At 70.9% G+C, this 22,793-nt stretch carries 19 protein-coding genes; 13 read left to right on the top strand and 6 right to left on the bottom strand.

Going from position 1 to position 22,793, the window contains the following annotated elements; translation table 11 throughout:
- Positions 1–141 precede the first annotated feature (141 nt).
- From ACZ7LY_RS10905 to ACZ7LY_RS10880, 6 genes are all read left to right on the top strand, one after another.
- Positions 142–3,054: a M14 family metallopeptidase gene (locus tag ACZ7LY_RS10905; protein ID WP_471624215.1), complete on the top strand. Its 2,913-nt coding sequence runs from the start codon at positions 142–144 to the stop codon at positions 3,052–3,054.
- Positions 3,055–3,296: 242 nt separating this feature from the next.
- Complete coding sequence (gene gap, locus ACZ7LY_RS10900) at positions 3,297–4,304, top strand: type I glyceraldehyde-3-phosphate dehydrogenase (protein ID WP_471624214.1); 1,008 nt, start codon at positions 3,297–3,299, stop codon at positions 4,302–4,304.
- 131 nt (positions 4,305–4,435) lie between these two features.
- A complete protein-coding gene (locus tag ACZ7LY_RS10895; protein WP_471624213.1) occupies positions 4,436–5,647 on the top strand; it encodes a phosphoglycerate kinase in 1,212 nt (403 codons plus the stop codon).
- Between the two features lie 7 nt (positions 5,648–5,654).
- The gene (gene tpiA / locus ACZ7LY_RS10890) at positions 5,655–6,434 is read left to right on the top strand and encodes a triose-phosphate isomerase (RefSeq protein ID WP_471624212.1); all 780 of its coding nucleotides are present in this window, start codon (positions 5,655–5,657) and stop codon (positions 6,432–6,434) included.
- A gap of 130 nt (positions 6,435–6,564) precedes the next feature.
- Positions 6,565–6,795, top strand: coding sequence for a preprotein translocase subunit SecG (secG, locus tag ACZ7LY_RS10885; protein WP_471624211.1), 231 nt, complete (start codon positions 6,565–6,567; stop codon positions 6,793–6,795).
- A 202-nt stretch (positions 6,796–6,997) separates the two neighbouring features.
- The gene (locus ACZ7LY_RS10880) at positions 6,998–7,333 is read left to right on the top strand and encodes an RNA polymerase-binding protein RbpA (protein WP_003976875.1); all 336 of its coding nucleotides are present in this window, start codon (positions 6,998–7,000) and stop codon (positions 7,331–7,333) included.
- 123 nt (positions 7,334–7,456) lie between these two features.
- Here ACZ7LY_RS10880 and ACZ7LY_RS10875 read toward each other — a convergent pair whose 3' ends face one another.
- A complete protein-coding gene (locus tag ACZ7LY_RS10875; protein ID WP_471624210.1) occupies positions 7,457–8,344 on the bottom strand; it encodes a MurR/RpiR family transcriptional regulator in 888 nt (295 codons plus the stop codon).
- A 111-nt stretch (positions 8,345–8,455) separates the two neighbouring features.
- Between ACZ7LY_RS10875 and ACZ7LY_RS10870 the strand changes: the two genes are divergently transcribed.
- The 4 genes from ACZ7LY_RS10870 to ACZ7LY_RS10855 all read left to right on the top strand — a co-directional run bounded on the left by ACZ7LY_RS10870 (position 8,456) and on the right by ACZ7LY_RS10855 (position 12,870).
- Positions 8,456–9,526, top strand: a complete 1,071-nt coding sequence (locus ACZ7LY_RS10870; protein ID WP_471624209.1) for an N-acetylglucosamine kinase — start codon at positions 8,456–8,458, stop codon at positions 9,524–9,526.
- Between the two features lie 145 nt (positions 9,527–9,671).
- Positions 9,672–10,406: a sugar isomerase domain-containing protein gene (locus ACZ7LY_RS10865; protein WP_471624442.1), complete on the top strand. Its 735-nt coding sequence runs from the start codon at positions 9,672–9,674 to the stop codon at positions 10,404–10,406.
- A 193-nt stretch (positions 10,407–10,599) separates the two neighbouring features.
- Complete coding sequence (gene pgi, locus ACZ7LY_RS10860; RefSeq protein WP_471624208.1) at positions 10,600–12,267, top strand: glucose-6-phosphate isomerase; 1,668 nt, start codon at positions 10,600–10,602, stop codon at positions 12,265–12,267.
- A gap of 129 nt (positions 12,268–12,396) precedes the next feature.
- Positions 12,397–12,870 carry a DUF2087 domain-containing protein gene (locus ACZ7LY_RS10855; protein ID WP_471624207.1) on the top strand — a complete coding sequence of 158 codons (474 nt, stop codon included), beginning with the start codon at positions 12,397–12,399 and terminating at the stop codon, positions 12,868–12,870.
- A gap of 57 nt (positions 12,871–12,927) precedes the next feature.
- Here ACZ7LY_RS10855 and pgl read toward each other — a convergent pair whose 3' ends face one another.
- Genes pgl through tkt form a run of 5 tightly spaced genes read right to left on the bottom strand, consistent with a single transcriptional unit; the run spans position 12,928 to position 19,688 of the window.
- On the bottom strand, positions 12,928–13,707 hold the full coding sequence (gene pgl, locus ACZ7LY_RS10850; RefSeq protein ID WP_471624206.1) for a 6-phosphogluconolactonase: 780 nt from the start codon (positions 13,705–13,707) through the stop codon (positions 12,928–12,930).
- Between the two features lie 52 nt (positions 13,708–13,759).
- Positions 13,760–14,917 (bottom strand): glucose-6-phosphate dehydrogenase assembly protein OpcA, encoded by a 1,158-nt coding sequence (gene opcA, locus ACZ7LY_RS10845; protein ID WP_471624205.1) that lies wholly within the window; start codon positions 14,915–14,917, stop codon positions 13,760–13,762.
- Positions 14,914–16,443: a glucose-6-phosphate dehydrogenase gene (gene zwf / locus ACZ7LY_RS10840; protein ID WP_471624204.1), complete on the bottom strand. Its 1,530-nt coding sequence runs from the start codon at positions 16,441–16,443 to the stop codon at positions 14,914–14,916. Before zwf ends, opcA begins: the two co-directional genes overlap by 4 nt.
- Before the next feature lie 4 nt (positions 16,444–16,447).
- Positions 16,448–17,566: a transaldolase gene (gene tal / locus ACZ7LY_RS10835; protein WP_471624203.1), complete on the bottom strand. Its 1,119-nt coding sequence runs from the start codon at positions 17,564–17,566 to the stop codon at positions 16,448–16,450.
- A gap of 34 nt (positions 17,567–17,600) precedes the next feature.
- Positions 17,601–19,688 carry a transketolase gene (gene tkt, locus ACZ7LY_RS10830; RefSeq protein WP_471624202.1) on the bottom strand — a complete coding sequence of 696 codons (2,088 nt, stop codon included), beginning with the start codon at positions 19,686–19,688 and terminating at the stop codon, positions 17,601–17,603.
- Between the two features lie 403 nt (positions 19,689–20,091).
- Between tkt and ACZ7LY_RS10825 the strand changes: the two genes are divergently transcribed.
- The 3 genes from ACZ7LY_RS10825 to ACZ7LY_RS10815 all read left to right on the top strand — a co-directional run bounded on the left by ACZ7LY_RS10825 (position 20,092) and on the right by ACZ7LY_RS10815 (position 22,784).
- Complete coding sequence (locus ACZ7LY_RS10825) at positions 20,092–21,078, top strand: heme o synthase (RefSeq protein ID WP_471624201.1); 987 nt, start codon at positions 20,092–20,094, stop codon at positions 21,076–21,078.
- A gap of 93 nt (positions 21,079–21,171) precedes the next feature.
- A complete protein-coding gene (locus ACZ7LY_RS10820; protein WP_471624200.1) occupies positions 21,172–21,507 on the top strand; it encodes a hypothetical protein in 336 nt (111 codons plus the stop codon).
- A 152-nt stretch (positions 21,508–21,659) separates the two neighbouring features.
- Entirely contained in the window at positions 21,660–22,784 is a 1,125-nt protein-coding gene (locus tag ACZ7LY_RS10815; RefSeq protein WP_471624199.1) for an amidohydrolase family protein, read from the top strand.
- The last annotated feature ends 9 nt before the right edge of the window (positions 22,785–22,793 follow it).

The raw sequence follows: 22,793 nt of genomic DNA, 5'->3' as shown, positions 1-22,793 counted from the left end.
CCGGGGCTCGGTCCGCGTGCGGAACCCCCTCGCGGAGTCTTGAGGTCCTCTTGACTTGACCATGAACGGTCATGAGTCTGGCGCCTGTTCGCCACTGCGGCATCACGCCACAACCGCGACACACAACCGCAAGGGGGGCTCATGAGACGAAGAGCGAGATCGATCCTCGCTGTCGGAGCACTTGTCCTGGGGCTGGGAGGGGCCGCGCTCGCGCCGGTCGCCCAGGCGAGCGGCAGCGCTCCCGACGACCCCGGCGCGAACGCCGTCAAGGTGTTCCGGGCCACCGTCACCAAGGAGCAGATCCCGCTGCTGCTCCAGGCCGGACAGGACGCCAGGGAACTGAGTGAACAGGCGCCGAAGAAGGGTTCCGCCAAGGTCGAGGTCTACCTCACCGACCGGCAGGCCGACACCCTGCGCGCCAAGGGCGTCGCACTGACCGAGCACCGCCTGACCGCCTCCGCGAAGGCGCGGGTGAAGGCCGCCGGCGACGGTGTGTTCCGCCCGTACAGCGGCAAGGGCAATCTCCAGGAGGAGATCCTGCGCACCGGGCAGGAGCACCCGGACCTCACCAAGGTCGTCTCCATCGGCAAGACGCTCCAGGGGCAGGACATCCTCGCGCTGAAGCTCACCAAGGGCGCGAAGAAGGTCAAGGACGGCGCCAAGCCCTCCGTGCTCTACATGTCCAACCAGCACGCGCGCGAGTGGATCACCCCCGAGATGACCCGCCGCCTCATGCACTACTACCTGGACAACTACGGCAAGGACCGGCGGATCAGGAAGCTGGTCGACTCCACCGAGATGTGGTTCGTCCTGAGCGCCAACCCCGACGGCTACGACTGGACGTTCAACCCCAAGGGCAACCGCCAGTGGCGCAAGAACATGCGCGACAACAACGGCGACGGCAAGTACACCTCGGGCGACGGCGTCGACCTCAACCGCAACTTCGCCTACAAGTGGGGCTACGACGACGAGGGCTCCTCGCCCGAACCGGCCAGCCAGACCTACCGGGGCGCGAGCCCGAACTCGGAGCCGGAGACGAAGGCCCTGGACGCGTTCGAGAAGCGCGTCGGCTTCGACTACGCCATCAACTACCACTCCGCCGCCGAACTCCTGCTCTACGGCGTGGGCTGGCAGGTAGCGACCCCGACCCCGGACGACGTGCTCTACAAGGCGCTCGCGGGCACCCCGGAGAAGTCCGCGATCCCCGGCTACCACCCGCAGGTCTCCTCGGAGCTGTACACGACGAACGGCGAGGCCGACGGGCACGCCGCCAACGTCAACGGCACCGCGATGTTCACCCCCGAGATGAGCACCTGCCAGACCGCGTCGAACGCGGACCCGAACGACGCGTGGAACGCCTCGGACTGCGCGTCGGTGTTCACGTTCCCTGACGACGAGAAGCTGATCCAGGCCGAGTTCGAGAAGAACGTGCCCTTCGCGCTCTCCGTCGCCGAGACGGCCGCGCACCCCGACCGGCCCTCCTCGTCGGTCGGCATGGACGCGCCCGACTTCACCCCGGCCGCGTTCCCGGCCTCGTACGCGCGCGGAGGCGATCAGACGGTCTCCGTGGTCGCCCGTAAGTCGGTGCGCGACAAGAGGCTGAACTACCGCGTCAATGGCGGTCGCTCGCACGAGGGCAAATTGCGCGCCTGGAAGGGCGGAGAGACCTACGGCGGCGACGACAATCTCCACTTCGACGCCTATAGGGCGAACGTCGAACACGCGCGTGTGGGCGACAAGGTGAAGGTCTGGTTCACCGGACGGACGAAATCCGGAAAGCGCACGGCCAGTAAGAGCTTCACTTACACCGTGGCCGAGCGTCCGAAGGGCGACACGCTCGTCGTCGCGGAAAACGACGCGGCGGGCCGCCGTACGGGCCTGTACGCGGACGCGCTGAAGGCGGCGGGCCGCAAGCCGGTCGTGTGGAACGTGGCCCGGCAGGGCGCGCCGGACCCGCTCGGCGTCCTCGCCCACTTCTCCTCGGTCGTCCACTACACCGACGCCGACCGCCCCGGCCTGCCCACCCAGCTCGCGCTGCGCGACTACCTGAACGAGGGCGGCAAGCTCGTCGAGGCCGGCGAGAAGGCGGGCGGCTCGGTCGACATCGGCGACACGACGACCAACGACTTCAGCCAGTACTACCTGGGCGCCTACTCCCGCACGGTCGCGCCGTCCGCGGCCCGCTTCGACGGCTCCGGCATCCTCGCCGGCACCTCGACGGCCCTCGGCGACGCGCCCGGCAACCCGCTGGACGGCGCCGGCCTGTACGAGGTCACCAGCGCCACCCTGCCGCGGTTCACCAGCGCCGGCGCGGGCCAGTACGAGGGCGCCGGGATGGCGGCGGCCGTGCACACCGACGACGCCTACAAGCGCCTGACCCGCACGATCGACCTGACCGGCGTCACCGCCGCCCAGCAGCCGTCCCTGCGCATGCAGATGCTGTGGGACACCGAGCCGGGCTACGACCATGTGCTCCTGGAGGCGCATACCACCGGCGCCGAGGACTGGACGACGCTGCCCGATCGGGACGGCCTGACCTCCTCCAAGGTGCCCGCCGAGTGCGAGGCTGGCTTCCTGCTCGACGACCACCCGGCCCTCACCCGCTATCTGACGCCCGACGGCGCCGCCTGCAAGGCCACGGGCACCTCCGGGGCCTGGAACAGCCTCACGGGCTCCTCGGACACCTGGAAGACCGTCACGTACGACCTGAGCGCCTACGCGGGCCACAGCGTCGAGGTGTCGCTCGCCTACGTCAGTGACCCGGGCACCGGCGGCGAGGGCGTGCGGGTGGACAACACAGCCGTGGTGATCGGCGGCCAGGCCACGCAGAGTGAGGACTTCGAGACCTCGCTCGGGGCGTGGCGCGTGCCAGGCCCGCCCGCGGGCAGCCCGGCGGCCGTCAAGGACTGGGCGCTGGCCAAGGACCTCTTCACGACGTACGGCGCCGTCTCCACCCCCGACACCGTGCTCCTCGGATTCGGGCTGGAACACGTCACCTCAACAGCGGATCGAAATGCGCTCATCAGAAAGGCGCTGCGCTCAATTAGCGACTGAACTGCGAGCGACTGACCTGTGAGCGGCCGAACTGCACCGATGAGCGGGACCCCGCTCTGAAATAGCGGCGAAATATGCGACGGCCCGTACGTTACTGATGAGTACGGGCCGTTGTTCCCGAAGGGTGGAGTCGTTCGATGTCACCCAAAGCTCTTATGGGAGGTAGGGTCGGAGGCGGTCGGGGACATCCCATACAACTCGCCGGCGTCGAAACACCGGCGTACCAACGAGGAGATCGGTTCGTGACGATCCGCGTAGGCATCAACGGCTTTGGCCGCATCGGTCGCAATTACTTCCGCGCACTTCTTGAGCAGGGCGCGGACATCGAGATCGTGGCTGTCAACGACCTGGGTGACACCGCGACCACCGCCCACCTGCTCAAGTACGACACCATCCTGGGCACCCTGAAGCAGCCGGTGTCCCACACCGCCGACACGATCACGGTCGGCGACCACACCATCAAGGTGCTCTCCGAGCGCAACCCGGCGGACATCCCCTGGGGTGACCTGGGCGTCGACGTCGTCGTCGAGTCCACCGGCATCTTCACCAAGCGCGAGGACGCCGCCAAGCACCTCGCGGGCGGCGCCAAGAAGGTCCTCATCTCGGCTCCGGCCAAGGACGAGGACATCACCATCGTGATGGGCGTCAACGAGGACAAGTACGACCCGGCGAAGCACGACGTCATCTCCAACGCGTCCTGCACCACCAACTGCGTGGCGCCGATGGCCAAGGTCCTCGACGAGAACTTCGGCATCGTCAAGGGTCTGATGACGACCGTCCACGCGTACACGAACGACCAGCGCATCCTGGACTTCCCGCACAAGGACCTGCGCCGCGCCCGTGCCGCCGCGGAGAACATCATCCCGACCACGACCGGTGCCGCCAAGGCCACCGCGCTCGTGCTCCCGCAGCTCAAGGGCAAGCTCGACGGTCTCGCCATGCGCGTCCCGGTCCCCACCGGCTCGGTCACCGACCTGGTCGTGGAGCTGGACCGCGAGGTCACCAAGGACGAGGTCAACGCCGCGTTCGAGAAGGCCTCCCAGGAGGGTTCGCTCAAGGACCGCCTGTACTACACGGCCGACCCGATCGTGTCCTCGGACATCGTCTCGACGCCGGCCTCCTGCACCTTCGACTCGCTCCTGACGATGGCCGAGGGCAAGACGGTCAAGGTCATCGGCTGGTACGACAACGAGTGGGGCTACTCCAACCGCCTCGTGGACCTGACGGTCTTCGTCGGCAACCAGCTCTGAGGCCCTTTAAGGTTTCAGAGCAGCAAGGCACTCAGATGTGAGCGAAGGGTCCGGACCCGCGCGGCGCCGCGCGACAGTCCGGGCCCTTCGCGCGTCAGCCTCAAGCCTCAGCCCTCACTAGGAGTCGAGTCATGAAGACGATTGAGGAACTTCTCAACGAAGGGGTCGACAACAAGCGGGTGTTCGTCCGCGCCGACCTCAACGTGCCGCTGGCCGACGGCCTGATCACCGACGACGGCCGCATTCGCGCCGTCCTGCCCACCGTCAAGGCCCTCGCCGACGCGGGCGCCAAGGTGATCGTGGCCTCGCACCTGGGCCGCCCCAAGGGCGCCCCGGACCCCCAGTTCTCGCTGCTGCCCGCTGCCGAGCGGCTCGCCGAACTCCTCGGCACGCCCGTCGCGTTCGCCCAGGACACCGTGGGCCCCGCCGCCCACGACGCCGTCGACGGCCTGGAGCCCGGCCAGGTCGCCGTCATCGAGAACCTGCGCTTCAACGCGGGCGAGACCAGCAAGGACGACACCGAGCGCGGCGAGTTCGCCGACCAGCTCGCCGCCCTCGCGGACGTCTACGTCGGCGACGGCTTCGGCGCCGTCCACCGCAAGCACGCCTCCGTGTACGACCTGCCCGCCCGGCTGCCCCACTACGTGGGCTACCTCATCGCCACCGAGGTCGGCGTCCTCAAGAAGCTCACCGAGGACGTCAAGCGTCCGTACACGGTGATCCTCGGCGGCGCCAAGGTCTCCGACAAGCTCGCCGTCATCGACCAGCTCCTCGGCAAGGCCGACCGCCTCCTCATCGGCGGCGGCATGGCGTACACCTTCCTCAAGGCCAAGGGCTACGAGGTCGGCATTTCCCTCCTCCAGGAGGACCAGCTCCCGGCCGTCACCGAGTACATGGAGCGGGCCGAGAAGAACGGCGTGGAGCTGGTGCTCCCGGTCGACGTGCTGGTCTCCGCCGAATTCCCCGACCTGAAGACGAAGGCCCCCGCCGACTTCGAGACCGTGGACGCGGACAAGATCCCCGGCGACAAGGAGGGCCTGGACATCGGCCCCAAGACCCGCGAACTCTTCACCGAGAAGATCGCGGACGCCGAGACGGTGTTCTGGAACGGCCCCGTCGGCGTCGCCGAGCACCCCGACTACGCGGGCGGCACCGCGGCCGTCGCGCGGGCCCTGCTCGACTGCGACGGCTTCACCGTGGTGGGCGGCGGCGACTCCGCGGCGGCCGTGCGTAACCTCGGCTTCGACGAGAACGCGTTCGGCCACATCTCGACCGGGGGTGGCGCGAGCCTCGAATACCTGGAAGGCAAGACCCTGCCCGGCCTTGCCGCACTGGAGGACTGATCCTTAGATGAGCACCACCCGCACGCCGCTGATGGCGGGCAACTGGAAGATGAACCTCAACCACCTCGAGGCCATCGCCCACGTCCAGAAGCTCGCCTTCGCCCTGGCGGACAAGGACTACGAGGCCGTCGAGGTCGCCGTCCTGCCGCCCTTCACCGATCTGCGCTCGGTCCAGACCCTCGTCGACGGTGACAAGCTCAAGATCAAGTACGGCGCCCAGGACCTCTCGGCGCACGACTCCGGCGCCTACACGGGCGAGATCTCGGGCGCGATGCTGGCCAAGCTGAAGTGCAGTTACGTCGCCATCGGCCACTCCGAGCGGCGGCAGTACCACAACGAGACCGACGAGGTCGTCAACGCCAAGGTCAAGGCCGCCTACAAGCACGGCCTGACCCCGATCCTGTGCGTCGGCGAGGAGCTGGACGTCCGCGAGGCGGGCAACCACGTCTCCCACACGCTCGCCCAGGTCGAGGGCGGCCTCAAGGACCTGCCCGCCGAGCAGGCCGAGACCGTCGTCATCGCCTACGAGCCCGTGTGGGCCATCGGCACCGGCAAGGTCTGCGGCTCGGACGACGCGCAGGAGGTCTGCGCGGCGATCCGCGGCAAGCTCGCCGAGCTGTACTCGCAGGACGTGGCCGACAAGGTCCGTATCCAGTACGGCGGCTCCGTGAAGTCCGGTAACGTCGCGGAGATCATGGCCAAGCCCGACATCGACGGCGCCCTCGTGGGCGGCGCGTCGCTGGACACCGACGAGTTCGTCAAGATCGTACGGTTCCACGAGCAGTGATCGCCGACTGGCGCGACCTGTGAGTATGCGCTAGCGACGATACGTCGTACTCTTGCGGGGCCGAAGCTGTCATGTGGAGCTTCGGCCCCGTCGTCCGAATAAGTCCGAGGAAGTTGGTTCAGCCGTGGTTATGGGGTTCTCGATCGCCCTGATCGTCTTCAGCCTGCTGCTGATGCTCCTGGTGCTCATGCACAAGGGAAAGGGTGGCGGCCTCTCCGACATGTTCGGTGGCGGCATGCAGTCCTCCGTCGGCGGCTCCTCGGTCGCCGAGCGCAACCTCGACCGGATCACCATCGTGATCGGTCTGCTCTGGTTCGCGTGCATCATCGTGCTCGCCATGCTCATGAAGGTCAACAACTGACCCGAGGCCACCGAGCCACCGCGTACAGCCCCATGTACGGGTCAGCGCCCAACAGCGCGGCCTATCATGGGGCTTGCGTTTAGGGGAGGGCAGGTAACTCCCATCACTGGACGCGCGTTGGGCCTTACGTAGACTGAGGCGCTCCGCGGCGAAGCGAGACGCCGACACGCTTCGCGGCACCATCACGCAGGGAGTTACGACCGTGGCAAGTGGCAACGCGATCCGAGGAAGTCGGGTCGGGGCGGGGCCGATGGGCGAGGCCGAGCGCGGCGAGTCCGCGCCACGCCTGCGCATCTCCTTCTGGTGCTCGAACGGGCACGAGACGCAGCCGAGCTTCGCCTCCGACGCGCAGGTGCCGGAGACCTGGGACTGTCCGCGCTGCGGCTTCCCCGCCGGCCAGGACCGGGACAATCCGCCGGACCCCCCGCGCACCGAGCCCTACAAGACCCACCTCGCGTACGTGCGCGAGCGGCGCAGCGACGCGGACGGCGAGGCGATCCTCGCCGAAGCGCTCGCCAAGCTGCGGGGCGAGATCTGATCGGTGTCCCCGGGCGGTCGTGGCCGATCGCCGTGCGGGACGCAGGAGTTGTCGGAAGGCCGGGTACCGCGAGGTGCCCGGCCTTCTCCTGTCCTGATGCGCCCCTCCGGGGCGCCGCCGGTGTCAGCCGCGCCGGCGGGGGCGCGCCGCGTGCTCCTCGGCGATCTGCGCGGTGAGCGCGATCGAGGCGGTCGCCCGGTCGTACGTCAATTGCGCCACGCGCGCGTAGAGGCAGTCCAGGATCAGCAGTGCCGAGTGCCGGGCGCCGAAACTGCCGCGCCGGAAGCTGGTCTCCGCGGCCGTCCACGTCAGATGCACGGCGGCGGCCTGGGCGACGGGGGAGCGCGGGTCGCCCGTGACGGCGACGGTCGTCGCGCCCCGCTCCGCCGCGAGCCGCAGCGGCGCCAGCACCTCACGGGTGCGCCCCGAGTGGGAGAGCGCCACCGCCACGTCCGCGGGTGTCAGCAGCGCCGCCGACGTCTGCGCCGCGTGCACCTCCGTCCAGCCGCGCGCGGGCATGCCGATGCCGAACAGGCGGGCCTCCGTCTCGCGCGCGAGGACGCCCGAACCGCCCACCCCGTACACGTCGATGCGGCGGGCCCGCGCGAGGGCCTGCGCGGCGGACTCCAGGGCCGTACGGTCGAGGCGGTCGCGGGTGTCGCGCAGGGCCTGGAGATCGGCGTGGGCGACGACCGAGATGAGATGCTCCAGATCGTCGTCCGGGCCGATGTCGGGCCCGAGCGGACGCTCCTCGCCCTCCGGGCCCAGGTCCCGCTCGCCGTCCCGCTCGCCCTGCTCCTTGGCGAGTTCGAGCAGCAGCCGCTGGTAGGAGTCGAGGCCGAGGGCCTGGCAGAACCGGGTGACCGTCGCCTGCGAGGTGCCGGTGCGGCGGCCCAGGTCGGCGGCGGAGGTCCCGGCGACGGCCGCGGGGTCGGCCAGCACATAGCCGCCGACCTTGCGCAACGAACCGCTCAGGGTGGGCAGTTCGGAGCGGATCCGGGCGGTGATCATGGGGGTCCTCCGGTCGGGGGCGCGGGCCCGGGGCGGTGCCGGGGGCGGGTCGGGGGCTGTTGGGTCTGCCGGGGTGTTGTCCCGGGGTGAATCTATCAATCATCATGCGGCGTGCTCACTGAATCGTTCGGTCCCTTCCGCGCCCCTCTCGTCGTCGGCATCGACGCCGGCGGCACCCGGGTGCGGGCCCGCTGCGAGGACGCGGACGGGCGGCTCGTCGGCGTCGGTCACGGCGGCCCCGGCAACGCGCTCAGCGTCGATCACACCCGGCTCGTACGGCACCTCTCGCGGGCCGTCGCGGACGCGGTGCCGCCGGACGCGCGGGCCCGGGTGGCGGCGGTCGTCGGCGGCTTCGCGGGCGGGGGCGGCGGTGGCGGGGGTGCCGGAGAGGGCAGCGGGGGAGTCGGTGCCGGAGAGGACGGCGGAGAGGGCGGCGGGGGAGCCGGTGCCGGGGCCCGCAGCATCGCCGAGGCGCCGCTCGTCGAGGCCCTCGCCGGGCTCGGCATGTCCGGCGCCGCGCTCGCCGTCCACGGGGACGTCGAAGTGGCCTGCGCCGCCGGGCCCGGGGCGCCCGCCGACGGGCTCGTGCTGATCGCCGGGACCGGCGCCGTCGCCGCCCGCGTCACGGCGCGGCGCACGACACGCGTGGTCGACGGCGACGGCTGGCTGCTCGGCGACACCGGCAGCGGCTTCTGGCTCGGCCGGCAGGCGCTGCGCCTCGCCCTGCGTGCCGTGGACGGCCGCGCCGCGTGGGGCCCGCTGGTCACCCTCGTGCTGGAGCGCGCGGCGCCCGGCCGGGCGGACCCGGGGCTCGACTGGCAGGCCCGGCATCGGCTCAAGCAGGCGGTGGCCGCCTGGGCGTACCGGCAGCGGCCGCTGGTCCTCGCGGAGTTGAGCCCCCTGGCCGTGCGGGCGGCGGGGCTCGGCGATCCGGCCGCCCTGGATCTCCTGGACGAGGCGGCACGGGAACTGGCGGGCAGCGTCGCCGCGTTGGCGCCCGAGCCGGGGGAGCCGCTGATGGTCACCGGCGGTCTCGTCGGGCCCGAAGGGCCGCTCGCCCCACGCCTGTTCGCCGCCGTCGAGCCGCTCGGGCTGCGCGGCACCGCCGTACCGGACGGGACGCGCGGCGCGGTGGCGCTGGCCCGGCTGCTGAGCGGGGACGCGGGCCCGGCGGGCTCTTGACGGGACCCGGGTACTGGTTCACTCTTTCGGTTATCGGGCGTTGAGTTGAATGAACCAACCGGAATCAGTCAACAGCTCGCGTCACCACACATCACGTCCACCAGGGGGAGTCATGGCCGAAGCGACGACGATCGGTGCCGAGCGGATGGCGGACGAGGCGCGCGAGCGCGTCGAGCGGGCCGTCGCCGTGAACAAGGACGGCGTCGCCGCGGCGGCCCGGCTCGTCGCGGACTGTGTCGCCGCCGACGGCGTCGTGCACGCCTTCGGCACCGGCCACTCGCAGGCCACGGCGCTGGAGATCGCCGGACGGGCCGGCGGGCTCGTGCCCACCACCCGGATCGCCCTGCACGACCTCGTGCTGCGCGGCGGCGAGGACCCCGCCGTGCTCGACGACCCGCTCCTGGAGCGCCGCCCCGGCCTCGCCGCGCGCCTGTACGAGCTGAGCGCGCCCCGCCCGCAGGACCTGTTCGTGATCATCTCGAACTCCGGCGTCAACAACTCCATCGTCGACATGGCCCTGCACGTCAAGGAGAACGGCCACCCGCTCGTCGCGCTCACCTCGCTGGAGCACACCCGCGCCGTCCCCGCCCTGCACCCGAGCGGTAGCCGCCTCGCGGACCTGGCCGACGCCGTGCTCGACAACTGCGCGCCCGCGGGCGACGCGATCCTGCCGCTGCCGGACGGCGCCCGGCTCTGCGGCGTCTCCACGCTGACCTCCGCGCTCCTCGTGCAGATGGTCGTCGCCGAGGCCGTCGCGCTGCTGCTCGCCGAGGGCCACGAGCCGCCCGTCTACGTCTCCGCCAACCTCCCCGGCGGCTTCGAGCGCAACGCCCGCCTGGAGGACCACTACGCGGGCCGCCTGCACCGCGGCGGCCACTGACGCCCGGGCCGCCCGCCTCGCGGCAGCCCTGTCCTCCCGCAGGCGTGCGCCCCCAAGCAGCCTGCCCCGGCCGCCCGGCCCTTCCCCGGGCGGACCGGACAGACCTCTCATACCGGCCGCTGATCAATTAGGTTGGACGCAACGGCGGGGCACAGGTACGTACGCTCGTACGAGAGAGAGCTGAAGTTCCCAGATGAACGCGTTCGAAGCAGGAACGGCAGGCCGCGCGCGGCTCGACCGGACGCCCGAATGGCAGGCGCTGGCCAAGCACCGGGAGACCCTCGGGGACGTGCGGCTGCGGGAGCTGTTCGCCGCCGACCCGGAGCGCGGGACCGGCATGACGCTCCAGGTCGGCGACCTCCACATCGACTACTCCAAGCACCTGATCACGGGCGAGACGCTGCGGCTGCTGCGCGAGCTGGCCGCCGCGCGGGACGTGTTCGGCCTGCGGGACGCCATGTTCCGCGGCGAGAAGATCAACACGACCGAGGACCGGGCCGTCCTGCACACCGCGCTGCGCGCCCCGCGTGACGCGGTGATCGAGGTGGACGGCGAGAACGTCGTGCCGAAGGTGCACGCCGTCCTCGACAAGATGGCCGGCTTCGCCGACCAGGTGCGCTCCGGGGCCTGGCTCGGCCACACCGGCAAGCGCGTCAAGAACGTCGTCAACATCGGCATCGGCGGTTCCGACCTCGGCCCCGCGATGGCCTACGAGGTGCTGCGCTCCTTCACCGACCGCGACCTCACCGTCCGCTTCGTCTCCAACGTGGACGGCGCCGATCTGCACGAGGCCGTCCGCGACCTCGACCCGGCCGAGACGCTGTTCGTCATCGCCTCGAAGACTTTCACGACCATCGAGACGATCACCAACGCCACCTCCGCGCGCAGTTGGCTGCTCACCGGCCTGAGGGCCGGTCAGGAGGCCGTCGCCAAGCACTTCGTGGCCCTGTCGACCAATGCCGAGAAGGTCGAGGAGTTCGGCATCGACACGGCCAACATGTTCGAGTTCTGGGACTGGGTCGGCGGACGTTATTCGTATGACTCCGCGATCGGCCTCTCCCTGATGATCGCCATCGGGCCCGAGCGCTTCCGTGAGATGCTCGACGGCTTCCACCTCGTGGACGAGCACTTCCGTACCGCGCCCGCCGAGGCCAACGTGCCGCTCCTGATGGGCCTCCTCGGCATCTGGTACGGCAACTTCCACGACGCCCAGTCGCACGCCGTACTGCCCTACAGTCACTACCTGTCGAAGTTCACGGCGTACTTGCAGCAGCTCGACATGGAGTCGAACGGCAAGTACGTACAGCGCGACGGCGAAGAGGTCCGCTGGCAGACGGGCCCGGTCGTCTGGGGCACCCCAGGGACCAATGGGCAGCACGCCTACTACCAGCTCATCCACCAGGGCACCAAGCTGATCCCCGCCGACTTCATCGGGTTCGCCGAGCCGGTCGCCGACCTCCAGCCCGGACTCGTGCCGCAGCACGACCTGCTCATGGCGAACTTCTTCGCGCAGACGCAGGCGCTCGCCTTCGGCAAGACGCCCGACGAGGTCCGCGCCGAGGGCGTCCCGGAAGAGCTGGTCCCGCACAAGACGTTCAAGGGCGACCACCCGACGACGACGATCCTCGCGCGCGAGCTGACCCCGTCCGTCCTCGGCCAGCTCGTCGCCCTCTACGAGCACAAGGTGTTCGTACAGGGCGCCGTGTGGAACATCGACTCCTTCGACCAGTGGGGCGTCGAACTCGGCAAGGTCCTCGCCAAGCGCGTCGAACCCGCCCTCACCGAAGGCGCCGACGTCCCCGGCCTCGACCCCTCGACCACGGCACTCGTGGCGAAATACCGCGAGCTGCGCGGACGTTGACGCCCGCCCGCGGGCGGGCCGCCACCGGTCCGCCCGCGGGGCCAAATCTCTTATTGGGGTGCGCGCGAGCCACCCGGCGGGCGAGACTGCCGGTCCGTCATCCAGCCGGGAGGCCCCGTGGACCCGCTCATGTCAGCGCTCTCCGATCCCGAGAGGCTCAGGCTGTACGCCCGTATCGTCCTCGACGACCTCCCACCCGCCGAGGCCGACTCCCCGGCCGCCCGCAAACACCTGGGCAAGCTGATCTCCACCGGGCTCGTGGAGCGCACCGAGGAGGGCTCCCTGCGCGCGGGGCCCGAGGTCTTCCGCCGCCACCGCACCGCCGAACAGCCCGGCACCGGCATCCCCCGCCGTCTCGCCGGATTCTTCGCGGGCGGCCGGCTCACCGCGATCCCGGTGCGCCCCTCGGTCCGCCACGACCTGCTCGTGCACCTCACCGACACCCTCTTCGACACCGCGCGCACCTACAGCGAGCGCGAGGTCAACGAGGCGCTGCGCACCGTCCACGACGACACCGCCGCCCTGCGCCGCCACTGTGTGGTCGACGGCCTCCTCGTACGGGAGAAGGACGGCAGCGACTATCGCGTGCCCGCGCACGCGTAGGGCCCCGTTTCCGTCCGCCCGGACGGAAACGGGGCCCTACGCGCGCGTGCGTGCCGGTCAGGCGATGGCCGGGGGGTACAGCTCCGGCGGGAGCTGGGAGGCGGCGGCCGTGTCGAGCAGCCACAGCGTCCGGGAGCGGCCGTACGCGCCCGCCGCCGGGGCCTGGATCTCGCCCGCGCCCGACAGGGCGATGGCCGCGGCCCGCGCCTTGTCCTCGCCCGCCGCGAGCAGCCACACCTCACGCGCCGAGCGGATCGCCGGCAGCGTCAGGGTGATGCGGGTGGGCGGGGGCTTCGGAGCGCCGTGCACCCCGACGACCGTCCGCTCGCTCTCGCGCACCGCCGGAAGCTCCGGGAAGAGCGAGGCGACATGCGTGTCCGGGCCGACGCCCAGCATCAGCACGTCGAACGTCGGCACCGGGCCGTGGTCCTCGGGCCCGGCCGCCGCCGCCAGCTCCGCCGCGTACACCTCGGCCGCCGCGTCCGCCTCGTACGGGCCGTCCGAGGCGGGCATGGGGTGCACGCGCGCGGGGTCGAGCGGCACCGAGTCGAGCAGCGCCTCGCGGGCCTGCGTGTAGTTGCGCTCGGGGTCGCCGTCCGGAAGGAACCGCTCGTCGCCCCACCACAGGTCCAGGCGGCCCCAGTCGACCGCGTCCCGGGCCGGCGCCGCGCTGAGCGCGGCGAGGAGGCCGTTGCCGTTGCGGCCGCCGGTCAGGACGACGGAGGCGGTGCCGCGGGCGGCCTGGGCATCGACGATCTTGGTGATCAGCCGTGCCGCGGCGGCCTGCGCCATCAGCTCCTTGTCCCGGTGGACGACCAGTTGGGGTGCTGCGCTCACTTGTCTGCACTCACCTGTCTGCACTCACGTGTCTGCACTCACCTGTGTGCACTCACTTCGTCGGGGCCTTCTTGCCGGTGGCCCGCTTCGCCGGTGCCTTCTTCGCGGCCTTGGCGGTCTGCCCCGCCTGCCCGCTCTTGGCGCCCGACGCGGGCTGCGCGGTCTTCGCGGGCGCCTTCTTCGCCGGTGCCTTCCTGGCCGCGGTTTTCTGCGCGGGCGCCGCCGTGGGTGCCGCCGACGCCGCCTGCTCCACCGACTCCGGCATCGCGGTGCCCTGCGCGACGGGCTCGCCGAGGCGGTCCACCCCGTAGCGCAGCGCGGCCGCGTAGGTGTCGTCGGGGTCCAGGCGCCGCAGCTCCTCTGCGATCAGCTCGGACGTCTCGCGGCGCTTGAGCGCCACCGCGCGGTCCGGCTGGCCCTCGATGGAGAGCGTGGCGAGGGTGCCGTCGGCGCGGTCGAGGACGATCGCGCCGCACGTCGACTCCATGCGGACGCCGGTCAGGCCGGGGCCCGCCGACAGGGTGCGCCGCACGGGGACGTCCAGCCGGTCCGCGAGCCACATCGCCAGCAGTTCGCAGCTCGGGTTGAACTCCTCGCCCTCGACCTCGACGCCCGTGACGTCACAGGGCACCTGGTCGAGCGCGGCGGCCAGCATCGAGCGCCACGGCGTGATCCGGGTCCACGCGAGGTCCGTGTCGCCGGGGGAGTAGGACGCCGCGCGGGCCTCCAGCTCGTGCGTCGGCTGCTCGGCCGCGTACGTGTCCGTGACGCGGCGCTGGGCCAAGGCGCCCAGCGGGTCCTGCGCGGGGTCCAGCGGGGCGTCCACGGGCCACCACACCACTGTCGGGGCGTCCGGCAGCAGCAGCGGCAGGACGACCGACTGGGCGTGGTTGACGACCTCGCCGTACAGGCGGAGCACGACGGTCTCGCCGGTGCCCGCCTCGGCGCCCACCCGCACCTCCGCGTCGAGCCGCGAGGTGGTGCGGTCGCGCGGGGTGCGGGAGACGCGCTTGATGACGACGAGGGTGCGCGAGGGGTGCTCGCGCGACGCCTCGTTGGCCGCCTTCAGGGCGTCGTAGGCGTTCTCCTCGTCGGTGACGATGACGAGGGTGAGCACCATGCCGACGGCCGGGGTGCCGATGGCCCTGCGGCCCTGCACCAGCGCCTTGTTGATCTTGCTGGAGGTGGTGTCCGTGAGGTCGATCTTCATGGCCGGCGCCAGCTCCGTCCGTCTCGTGCGAGCATCTTGTCCGCCTCGGCGGGCCCCCACGTGCCGGACGGGTACTGCGCGGGCGAGCCGTGCGTGTCCCAGTAGCGCTCGATCGGGTCGAGGATCTTCCAGGACAGCTCGACCTCCTCCGTCCGCGGGAAGAGGTTGGCGTCACCCAGCAGAACGTCCAGGATCAGCCGCTCGTACGCCTCCGGGCTCGACTCGGTGAACGACTCGCCGTACGCGAAGTCCATCGAGACATCCCGGATCTCCATCGACGTGCCCGGCACCTTCGAGCCGAAGCGGACCGTGATGCCCTCGTCCGGCTGGACGCGGATCACGATCGCGTTCTGGCCGAGCTCCTCCGTCGCCGTGTGGTCGAAGGGGGAGTGCGGGGCGCGCTGGAAGACGACGGCGATCTCGGTGACGCGGCGGCCGAGCCGCTTGCCGGTGCGCAGGTAGAAGGGGACGCCCGCCCAGCGGCGGTTGTCCACCTCCAGCTTGATCGCCGCGTACGTGTCGGTCTTCGACTTGGGGTCGATGCCCTCTTCCTGGAGGTAGCCGACGGCCTTCTCGCCGCCCTGCCACCCGGCCGCGTACTGACCGCGTACGGTCTCCAGGCCCAGTTCCTTGGGCAGCCGCACCGCGCCGAGCACCTTGGCCTTCTCCGCGACGAGCGCGTCCGCGTCGAAGGAGGCGGGCTCCTCCATCGCGGTCAGCGCCATGAGCTGGAGCAGGTGGTTCTGGATGACGTCACGGGCCGCGCCGATGCCGTCGTAGTAGCCCGCGCGGCCGCCGATGCCGATGTCCTCGGCCATGGTGATCTGCACATGGTCGACGTACGAGCGGTTCCAGATCGGCTCGAACATCTGGTTGGCGAAGCGGAGCGCCAGGATGTTCTGGACGGTCTCCTTGCCGAGGTAGTGGTCGATCCGGAAGACCTGGTCCGGGTCGAAGACCTCGTGCACGATCGCGTTCAGCTCGCGGGCCGACTCCAGATCGTGGCCGAACGGCTTCTCGATGACCGCGCGCCGCCAGGACCCCTGCGGCGCGTCCGCGAGCCCGTGCTTCTTGAGCTGCTGCACGACCTGCGGGAAGAACTTGGGCGGTACGGAGAGGTAGAACGCGAAGTTCCCGCCCGTGCCCTGCGACTTGTCCAGGTCGTTGATCGTCGCCTTCAGCTGCTCGAACGCCTCGTCGTCGTCGAAGTTGCCCTGGACGAAGCGCATCCCCTGGATGAGCTGTTGCCAGACCTCCTCACGAAACGGCGTGCGCGCGTGCTGCTTGACCGCGTCGTGGACCTCCTGCGCGAAGTCCTCGTCCTGCCACTCGCGCCGGGCGAACCCGATCAGCGAGAAGCCCGGCGGGAGCAGACCCCGGTTGGCGAGGTCGTACACGGCAGGCATCAGCTTCTTGCGCGAAAGGTCGCCCGTGACACCGAAGATCACCAGACCCGACGGCCCCGCGATACGCGGGAGCCGTCGGTCCGCCGGGTCACGGAGCGGATTGGCTCCGTGTGCGGTCAAGGGATCAGCCCTCCGAAGGGGCGAGGCGCTTGAGCTCCGCCTCGGTCGACTTGAGCAGGTCGGTCCAGGCCGCCTCGAACTTCTCGACGCCCTCGTCCTCCAGCAGCCGCACGACCTCGTCGTAGGAGATGCCGAGCTTCTCGACGGCCTCCAGGTCCGCGCGGGCCTGGTCGTACGTGCCCGCGATCGTGTTGCCGGTGATCTGCCCGTGGTCGGCGGTCGCCTCCAGGGTGGCCTCCGGCATGGTGTTCACCGTGCCCGGGGCGACGAGGTCGTCGACGTACAGGGTGTCCTTGTACGCCTTGTCCTTGACGCCCGTCGAGGCCCACAGCGGGCGCTGGCGGTTGGCCTGCGCCTTGTCGAGCGCGGCCCAGCGGTCGGAGGAGAAGACCTCCTCGTACGCCTCGTAGGCGAGCCGCGCGTTGGCCAGGGCGGCCTTGCCGCGGGCGGCCTTGGCGTCCTCGGTGCCGAGCGCGTCGATCCGCTTGTCGATCTCGGTGTCCACGCGGGACACGAAGAACGACGCCACCGAGTGGATCTTGGACAGGTCCAGGCCCGCGGCCTTGGCCTTCTCCAGACCCGCGAGGTAGGCGTCCATCACCGCGCGGTAGCGCTCCAGGGAGAAGATCAGCGTGACGTTGACGCTGATGCCCCGGGCGATCGTCTCGGTGATCGCGGGCAGGCCCGCCTCGGTCGCCGGGATCTTGATGAGCGTGTTGGGGCGGTCCACCAGCCAGGCGAGCTGCTTGGCCTCGGCGACCGTCGCCTTGGTGTCGTGGGCGAGCCGTGGGTCGACCTCGATCGACACCCGCCCGTCCTGGCCGCCGGTCGCGTCGAAGACCGGGCGCAGGATGTCGGCGGCGTCCCGGACGTCCGCCGTCGTGATCATGCGGATGGCCTCTTCGACGGTGACCTTGCGGGCGGCGAGGTCGGAGAGCTGCTGGTCGTAACCGTCGCCCTGGGAGATCGCCTTCTGGAAGATCGACGGGTTGGTGGTGACACCCACGACGTGCTGCTGGTCGATCAGTTCCGCGAGGTTGCCGGACGTGATCCGCTTGCGCGACAGGTCGTCCAGCCAGATCGCGACGCCCTCCTCGGAGAGGCGCTTGAGTGCGTCTGTCATGGAAATTGCATCTCCTACGTGTCGTATACGGGCGTCAGCGCTGGGCGGCGGCGAGGGATTCCCGCGCCTTGGCCACGACGTTCTCGGCGGTGAAACCGAACTCGCGGAAGAGGACCTTGCCGTCCGCCGAGGCACCGAAGTGCTCCAGCGAGACGATCCGGCCCGCGTCCCCGACGAACCGGTGCCAGGTGAGCCCGATGCCGGCCTCGACCGCCACCCGCGCCTTCACCGAGGGCGGCAGGACGCTGTCCCGGTACCCCTGGTCCTGCTCCTCGAACCACTCGACCGACGGCATCGACACCACGCGCGTGGCGACACCCTCCGCCTCCAGCGTCTCGCGCGCCTCGACGGCGAGCTGCACCTCGGAACCGGTGGCGATCAGGATGAGGTCCGGCGTCGCCTTGGACGCCTCGACGAGCACGTAACCGCCCTTGACGGTGTCCTCGTTCGGGTCGTACGTCGGCACGCCCTGCCGGGTCAGCACCAGGCCGTGCGGCTTGGAGGCGCCGTACTCCTTCTTGCCGCGGCGCAGGATCTCGCGCCAGGCGATGGCCGTCTCGTTGGCGTCGGCCGGGCGCACGACGTTCAGGCCGGGGATCGCACGCAGCGAGGCGAGGTGCTCGACCGGCTGGTGGGTGGGGCCGTCCTCGCCGAGACCGACCGAGTCGTGCGTCCACACGTACGTCACCGGCAGGTGCATCAGCGCGGACAGGCGTACCGCGTTGCGCATGTAGTCGGAGAAGACGAGGAACGTGCCGCCGTAGATACGGGTGTGGCCGTGCAGCGCGATCCCGTTCATCTCGGCGGCCATCGAGTGCTCGCGGATGCCGAAGTGGATCGTTCGCCCGTACGGGTCGGCCTCGGGCAGCGGGTTGCCCGCCGGCAGGAACGACGACGTCTTGTCGATCGTCGTGTTGTTCGACCCGGCGAGGTCGGCGGAGCCGCCCCACAGCTCGGGGATGACCGCGCCGAGCGCCTGGAGCACCTTCCCGGACGCGGCGCGCGTGGCGACGCCCTTGCCGGTCTCGAAGACGGGGAGCTTCTCCTCCCAGCCCTCGGGCAGCTCGCCCGCGTTGATCCGGTCGAAGGCGGCGGCGCGCTCCGGGTTGGCGGTGCGCCACTCCTGGAACGACTTCTCCCACTCGGCCTTCGCCTGCGCGCCCCGGTCCAGGGCCTCGCGGGTGTGGGAGATGACCTCGTCGGAGACGTCGAAGGACTTCTCCGGGTCGAAGCCGAGGACGCGCTTGGTGGCCGCGACCTCCTCGTCGCCGAGCGCCGAGCCGTGCGCGGCCTCGGTGTTCTGCGCGTTCGGGGCGGGCCAGGCGATGATCGAGCGCATGGCGATGAAGGACGGCTTGTCCGTGACCTTCTTGGCCGCCTGGATGGCCGCGTAGATCGCCTCGTGGTCGAGGTCGCCGTCGGCCTTGGGCTCGACGCGCTGCACGTGCCAGCCGTACGCCTCGTACCGCTTGACCGTGTCCTCGGAGACGGCGGTCTCGGTGTCGCCCTCGATCGAGATGTGGTTGTCGTCCCACAGCAGGATCAGGTTGCCGAGCTGCTGGTGGCCGGCGAGGGAGGACGCCTCGGCGGAGATGCCCTCCTGGAGGCAGCCGTCGCCGGCGATGGCGTACACGAAGTGGTCGAAGGGGGAGGTGCCCAAGGCGGCGTCGGGGTCGAACAGGCCGCGCTCGTAGCGGGCGGCCATCGCCATGCCCACGGCGTTGGCGACGCCCTGCCCGAGCGGGCCCGTCGTCGTCTCGACGCCCGTGGTGTGCCCGTACTCCGGGTGGCCCGGCGTCTTCGAGCCCCAGGTGCGGAACGCCTTGAGGTCGTCCAGCTCCAGGCCGAAGCCGGCCAGGTAGAGCTGGATGTAGAGGGTCAGGGACGAGTGGCCCGCGGACAGGACGAAGCGGTCCCGTCCGACCCAGTCGGCGTCGGCCGGGTCATGGCGCATCACCTTCTGGAAGAGGGTGTACGCGGCGGGGGCCAGGCTCATCGCCGTACCGGGATGGCCGTTGCCGACCTTCTGTACGGCGTCGGCGGCCAGGACGCGTGCGGTGTCAACGGCCCGCTGGTCCACTTCGGTCCACTCGAGGTCTGTGGTGGTCGGCTTGGTGCTCACCCTGAGTCAGGGCTCCTCTCCACATGTCGAATGCCGGTGATGTCGGTCTCACCGGCCGTTGTCGAGCCTACCCGTCCTGGGACGTGCATTTTTTCGAGTCATTCCAGACTGCCGGGACTCTGGCGGATCCGCCTCCTGACGCGGATCCGGGCGGCTCGACAGGTGATGCGAAGACCGCTCATCCGGGTGCTCATCCGGGGTTCTCGCGGCTCATCCGCGACCCCTGTGCGAGGGCCCCGCGCGCCCCTGGTCACGTCGTTCGCCGCACCGCTCCCAACACGACCCCACCCCCGCGAAGGGCTGGGTATAGGCAACGTCTACAGTGGCGTGGTACGCGCGAGCTTTTACCGGGACTTCACATCAAGTAGTCCGTACCGGGGGCTCGCTGGAGTCTCTGTCAGGGGTGTGCGTGACGGCCGTCGAATCCCGTCCATCGGGTGGGGGTCCCACCCAGGCCGTTCGGTCGCTGGGGGAGCCGGAGGCGAACAGCGGCCAGGACCGGCGCTCGCCCGGGGCCCGCGTCAAGGCGTTCGTGGCGCTGACCAAGCCGCGGATCATCGAACTGCTGCTGATCACCACCGTTCCGGTGATGTTCCTGGCCCAGCAGGGTGTACCCGACCTGTGGCTGGTGCTCGTCACCTGCGTCGGCGGCTACCTGTCCGCGGGCGGCGCCAACGCGCTCAACATGTGGTACGACCGCGACATCGACGCCCTCATGGACCGTACGTCGCAGCGCCCCCTGGTCACCGGCATGGTGAGCCCCCGCGAGTGCCTGGTCTTCGGCATCTCGCTCGCCGTGATCTCCACGCTCCTGTTCGGCTTCGCGGTCAACTGGCTGTCGGCCTGGCTGTCGCTGGGCGCGCTGCTGTTCTACGTGATCGTCTACACGATGATCCTCAAGCGCCGCACCTCGCAGAACATCGTCTGGGGCGGCATCGCGGGCTGTCTGCCGGTCCTCATCGGCTGGTCCTCGGTGACGAACTCGATGTCGTGGGCGCCGGTCATCCTCTTCCTCGTGATGTTCTTCTGGACGCCGCCGCACTACTGGCCGCTGTCCATGAAGGTCAAGGAGGACTACGCGCGCGTGGGCGTGCCGATGCTGCCGGTCATCGCCTCCAACAAGGTCGTCGCCAAGCAGATCGTCATCTACAGCTGGGTGATGGTCGCGGTCTCGCTGCTGCTGACGCCGCTCGGCTACACCGGCTGGTTCTACACGGTGGTCGCGCTGCTCGCGGGCGGCTTCTGGCTGTGGGAGGCCCACGGCCTCCAGAACCGCGCGAAGGCCGAGGTCACGGGCGCCAAGCTCAAGGAGATGCGGCTGTTCCACTGGTCCATCACCTATGTGTCGCTGCTGTTCGTGGCGGTCGCGGTGGACCCCTTCCTGCGCTGATCGCGCGCTGACGTCCCGACGGGTGGGGTGCGTGGCCCAGGCCACGCACCCCACCCGTCGCTTGTTCGGCTACTCGCCGGTAGCATCCTGCCTATGGCAGAGACTCAAGCGGTTGAGGCGCCCGCACGGGCGGCGAAGGACGAGCGCCGGGCGGCCAAGCTGGCCAAGGAGATCGGCACGTTCGCCAAGGCGCACGGCGGCGCCGAGGGGCAGCTCGCGTACATCGGGGAGCACGGCACGCGCATCGTGCTCGTCGGCGCGGACGGCGGCTGGGGCGACCTCGTCGCCGCCACCTACGAGGTCGCGCAGAAGGCCGTCGAGAAGGCCGGCATCACCGTCCACGAGGACTTCGACGGCGACTTCGCGGCCAAGGTCGAGACCGGCCCGTACGAGTGGAAGCGCATGGCCGGCATCCAGATCGGCGGCTGACCTCCACCCCCGGGTTCGGGCACGTGTACGAGCCGGTGCCGGGCGGAGCCCCCGCGCGACACCCGGCGCCGGTTCACCCGTTAGGACCGTAGGAGCGCGGACGGGCCGTCGAGGCCGCCCGCGCACGCACGGTCCGTCGACGGGAAGCCCGGATGATCGAAACGCCGTCCCTCGTGGACCAGCACTGCCACGGGGTGCTCCGCGCGGAACTGGGCCTCGGCACCTTCGAGGCCCACCTCGGGCGCGGCGAGGGCCCGCCCGCGCCCGGCACCACGTTCTTCGACACCCAGACCGGGTTCGCCGTGCGCCGCTGGTGCCCGCCCCTGCTCGGCCTCGAACCCCACTGCGCGCCCGCCCGCTACCTCGCCCGGCGCCGCGAACTCGGCCCGCTGGAAGCCGCCCGCAGACTGCTGCGCGGCAGCGGCATCACCACGTACCTCGTCGACACCGGGCTGCCCGGCGACCTCACCGGCCCCGAGGACATGGCCCGCGACGGGGACGCCGAGGCGCACGAGATCGTCCGGCTCGAACCGCTCGCCGAGCAGATCGCCGACACCTCGGGGACCGTCGAGTCCTTCCTCGCCAACCTCGCCGAGTCCGTCCACGCGGCGGCCTCCACCGCCGTCGCCTTCACGTCCGTCGCGGGCGTACGCCACGGCCTCGCGCTCGCGCCCGAGCCGCCGGGCCCCGGGGAGGTGCGCGGCGCGGCGGGCCGCTGGCTGGCGGCGCGCGCGGTCGGCGGGCCGCTCACCGACCCCGTACTGCTGCGGCACGTGCTGTGGGCCGCCGTCGCCTCCGGGCGCCCGCTCCAGCTCCACGCGGGCCTCGGCGAGCCCGCGCTGCGCACCACCGGCGCCGACCCCGTCCAGCTCACCGACTTCGCGCGGGCCACCGCGGGCCTCGGCACCGACCTGATCCTGCTGCACGGCTACCCGTACCACCGGCACGCGGCGCATCTCGCGGCCCTGTTCCCGCATGTGTACGCCGATCTCGGCCCGGCGCTCGCCCGCACCGGCGCCCGGGCCGCCGCGGTCCTCGCCGAGATCCTGGAACTCGCGCCCTTCGGCAAGCTGCTGTTCTCCACCGGCGCGCACGGCCTGCCCGAGCTGCACGTCGTGGGCGCGCGGCTGTTCCGGGAGGCGCTGGGGCGGGTGCTCGGCGGCTGGGTCGCCGAGGGCGCGTGGTCCCTGTCCGACGCCCAGCGTGTCGCCGCGATGATGGCCGAGGGGACGGCACGCCGGGTCTACGGGCTCGCCGGCCCCGAGTGCCCGGGGTGAGGGCGCCCG

It is taken from the genome of Streptomyces sp. NPDC107550 (assembly GCF_055639095.1).
The sequence above is the reverse complement of the archived record's forward strand: the minus strand, read 5'-3'. Positions and strand labels throughout refer to the sequence as shown.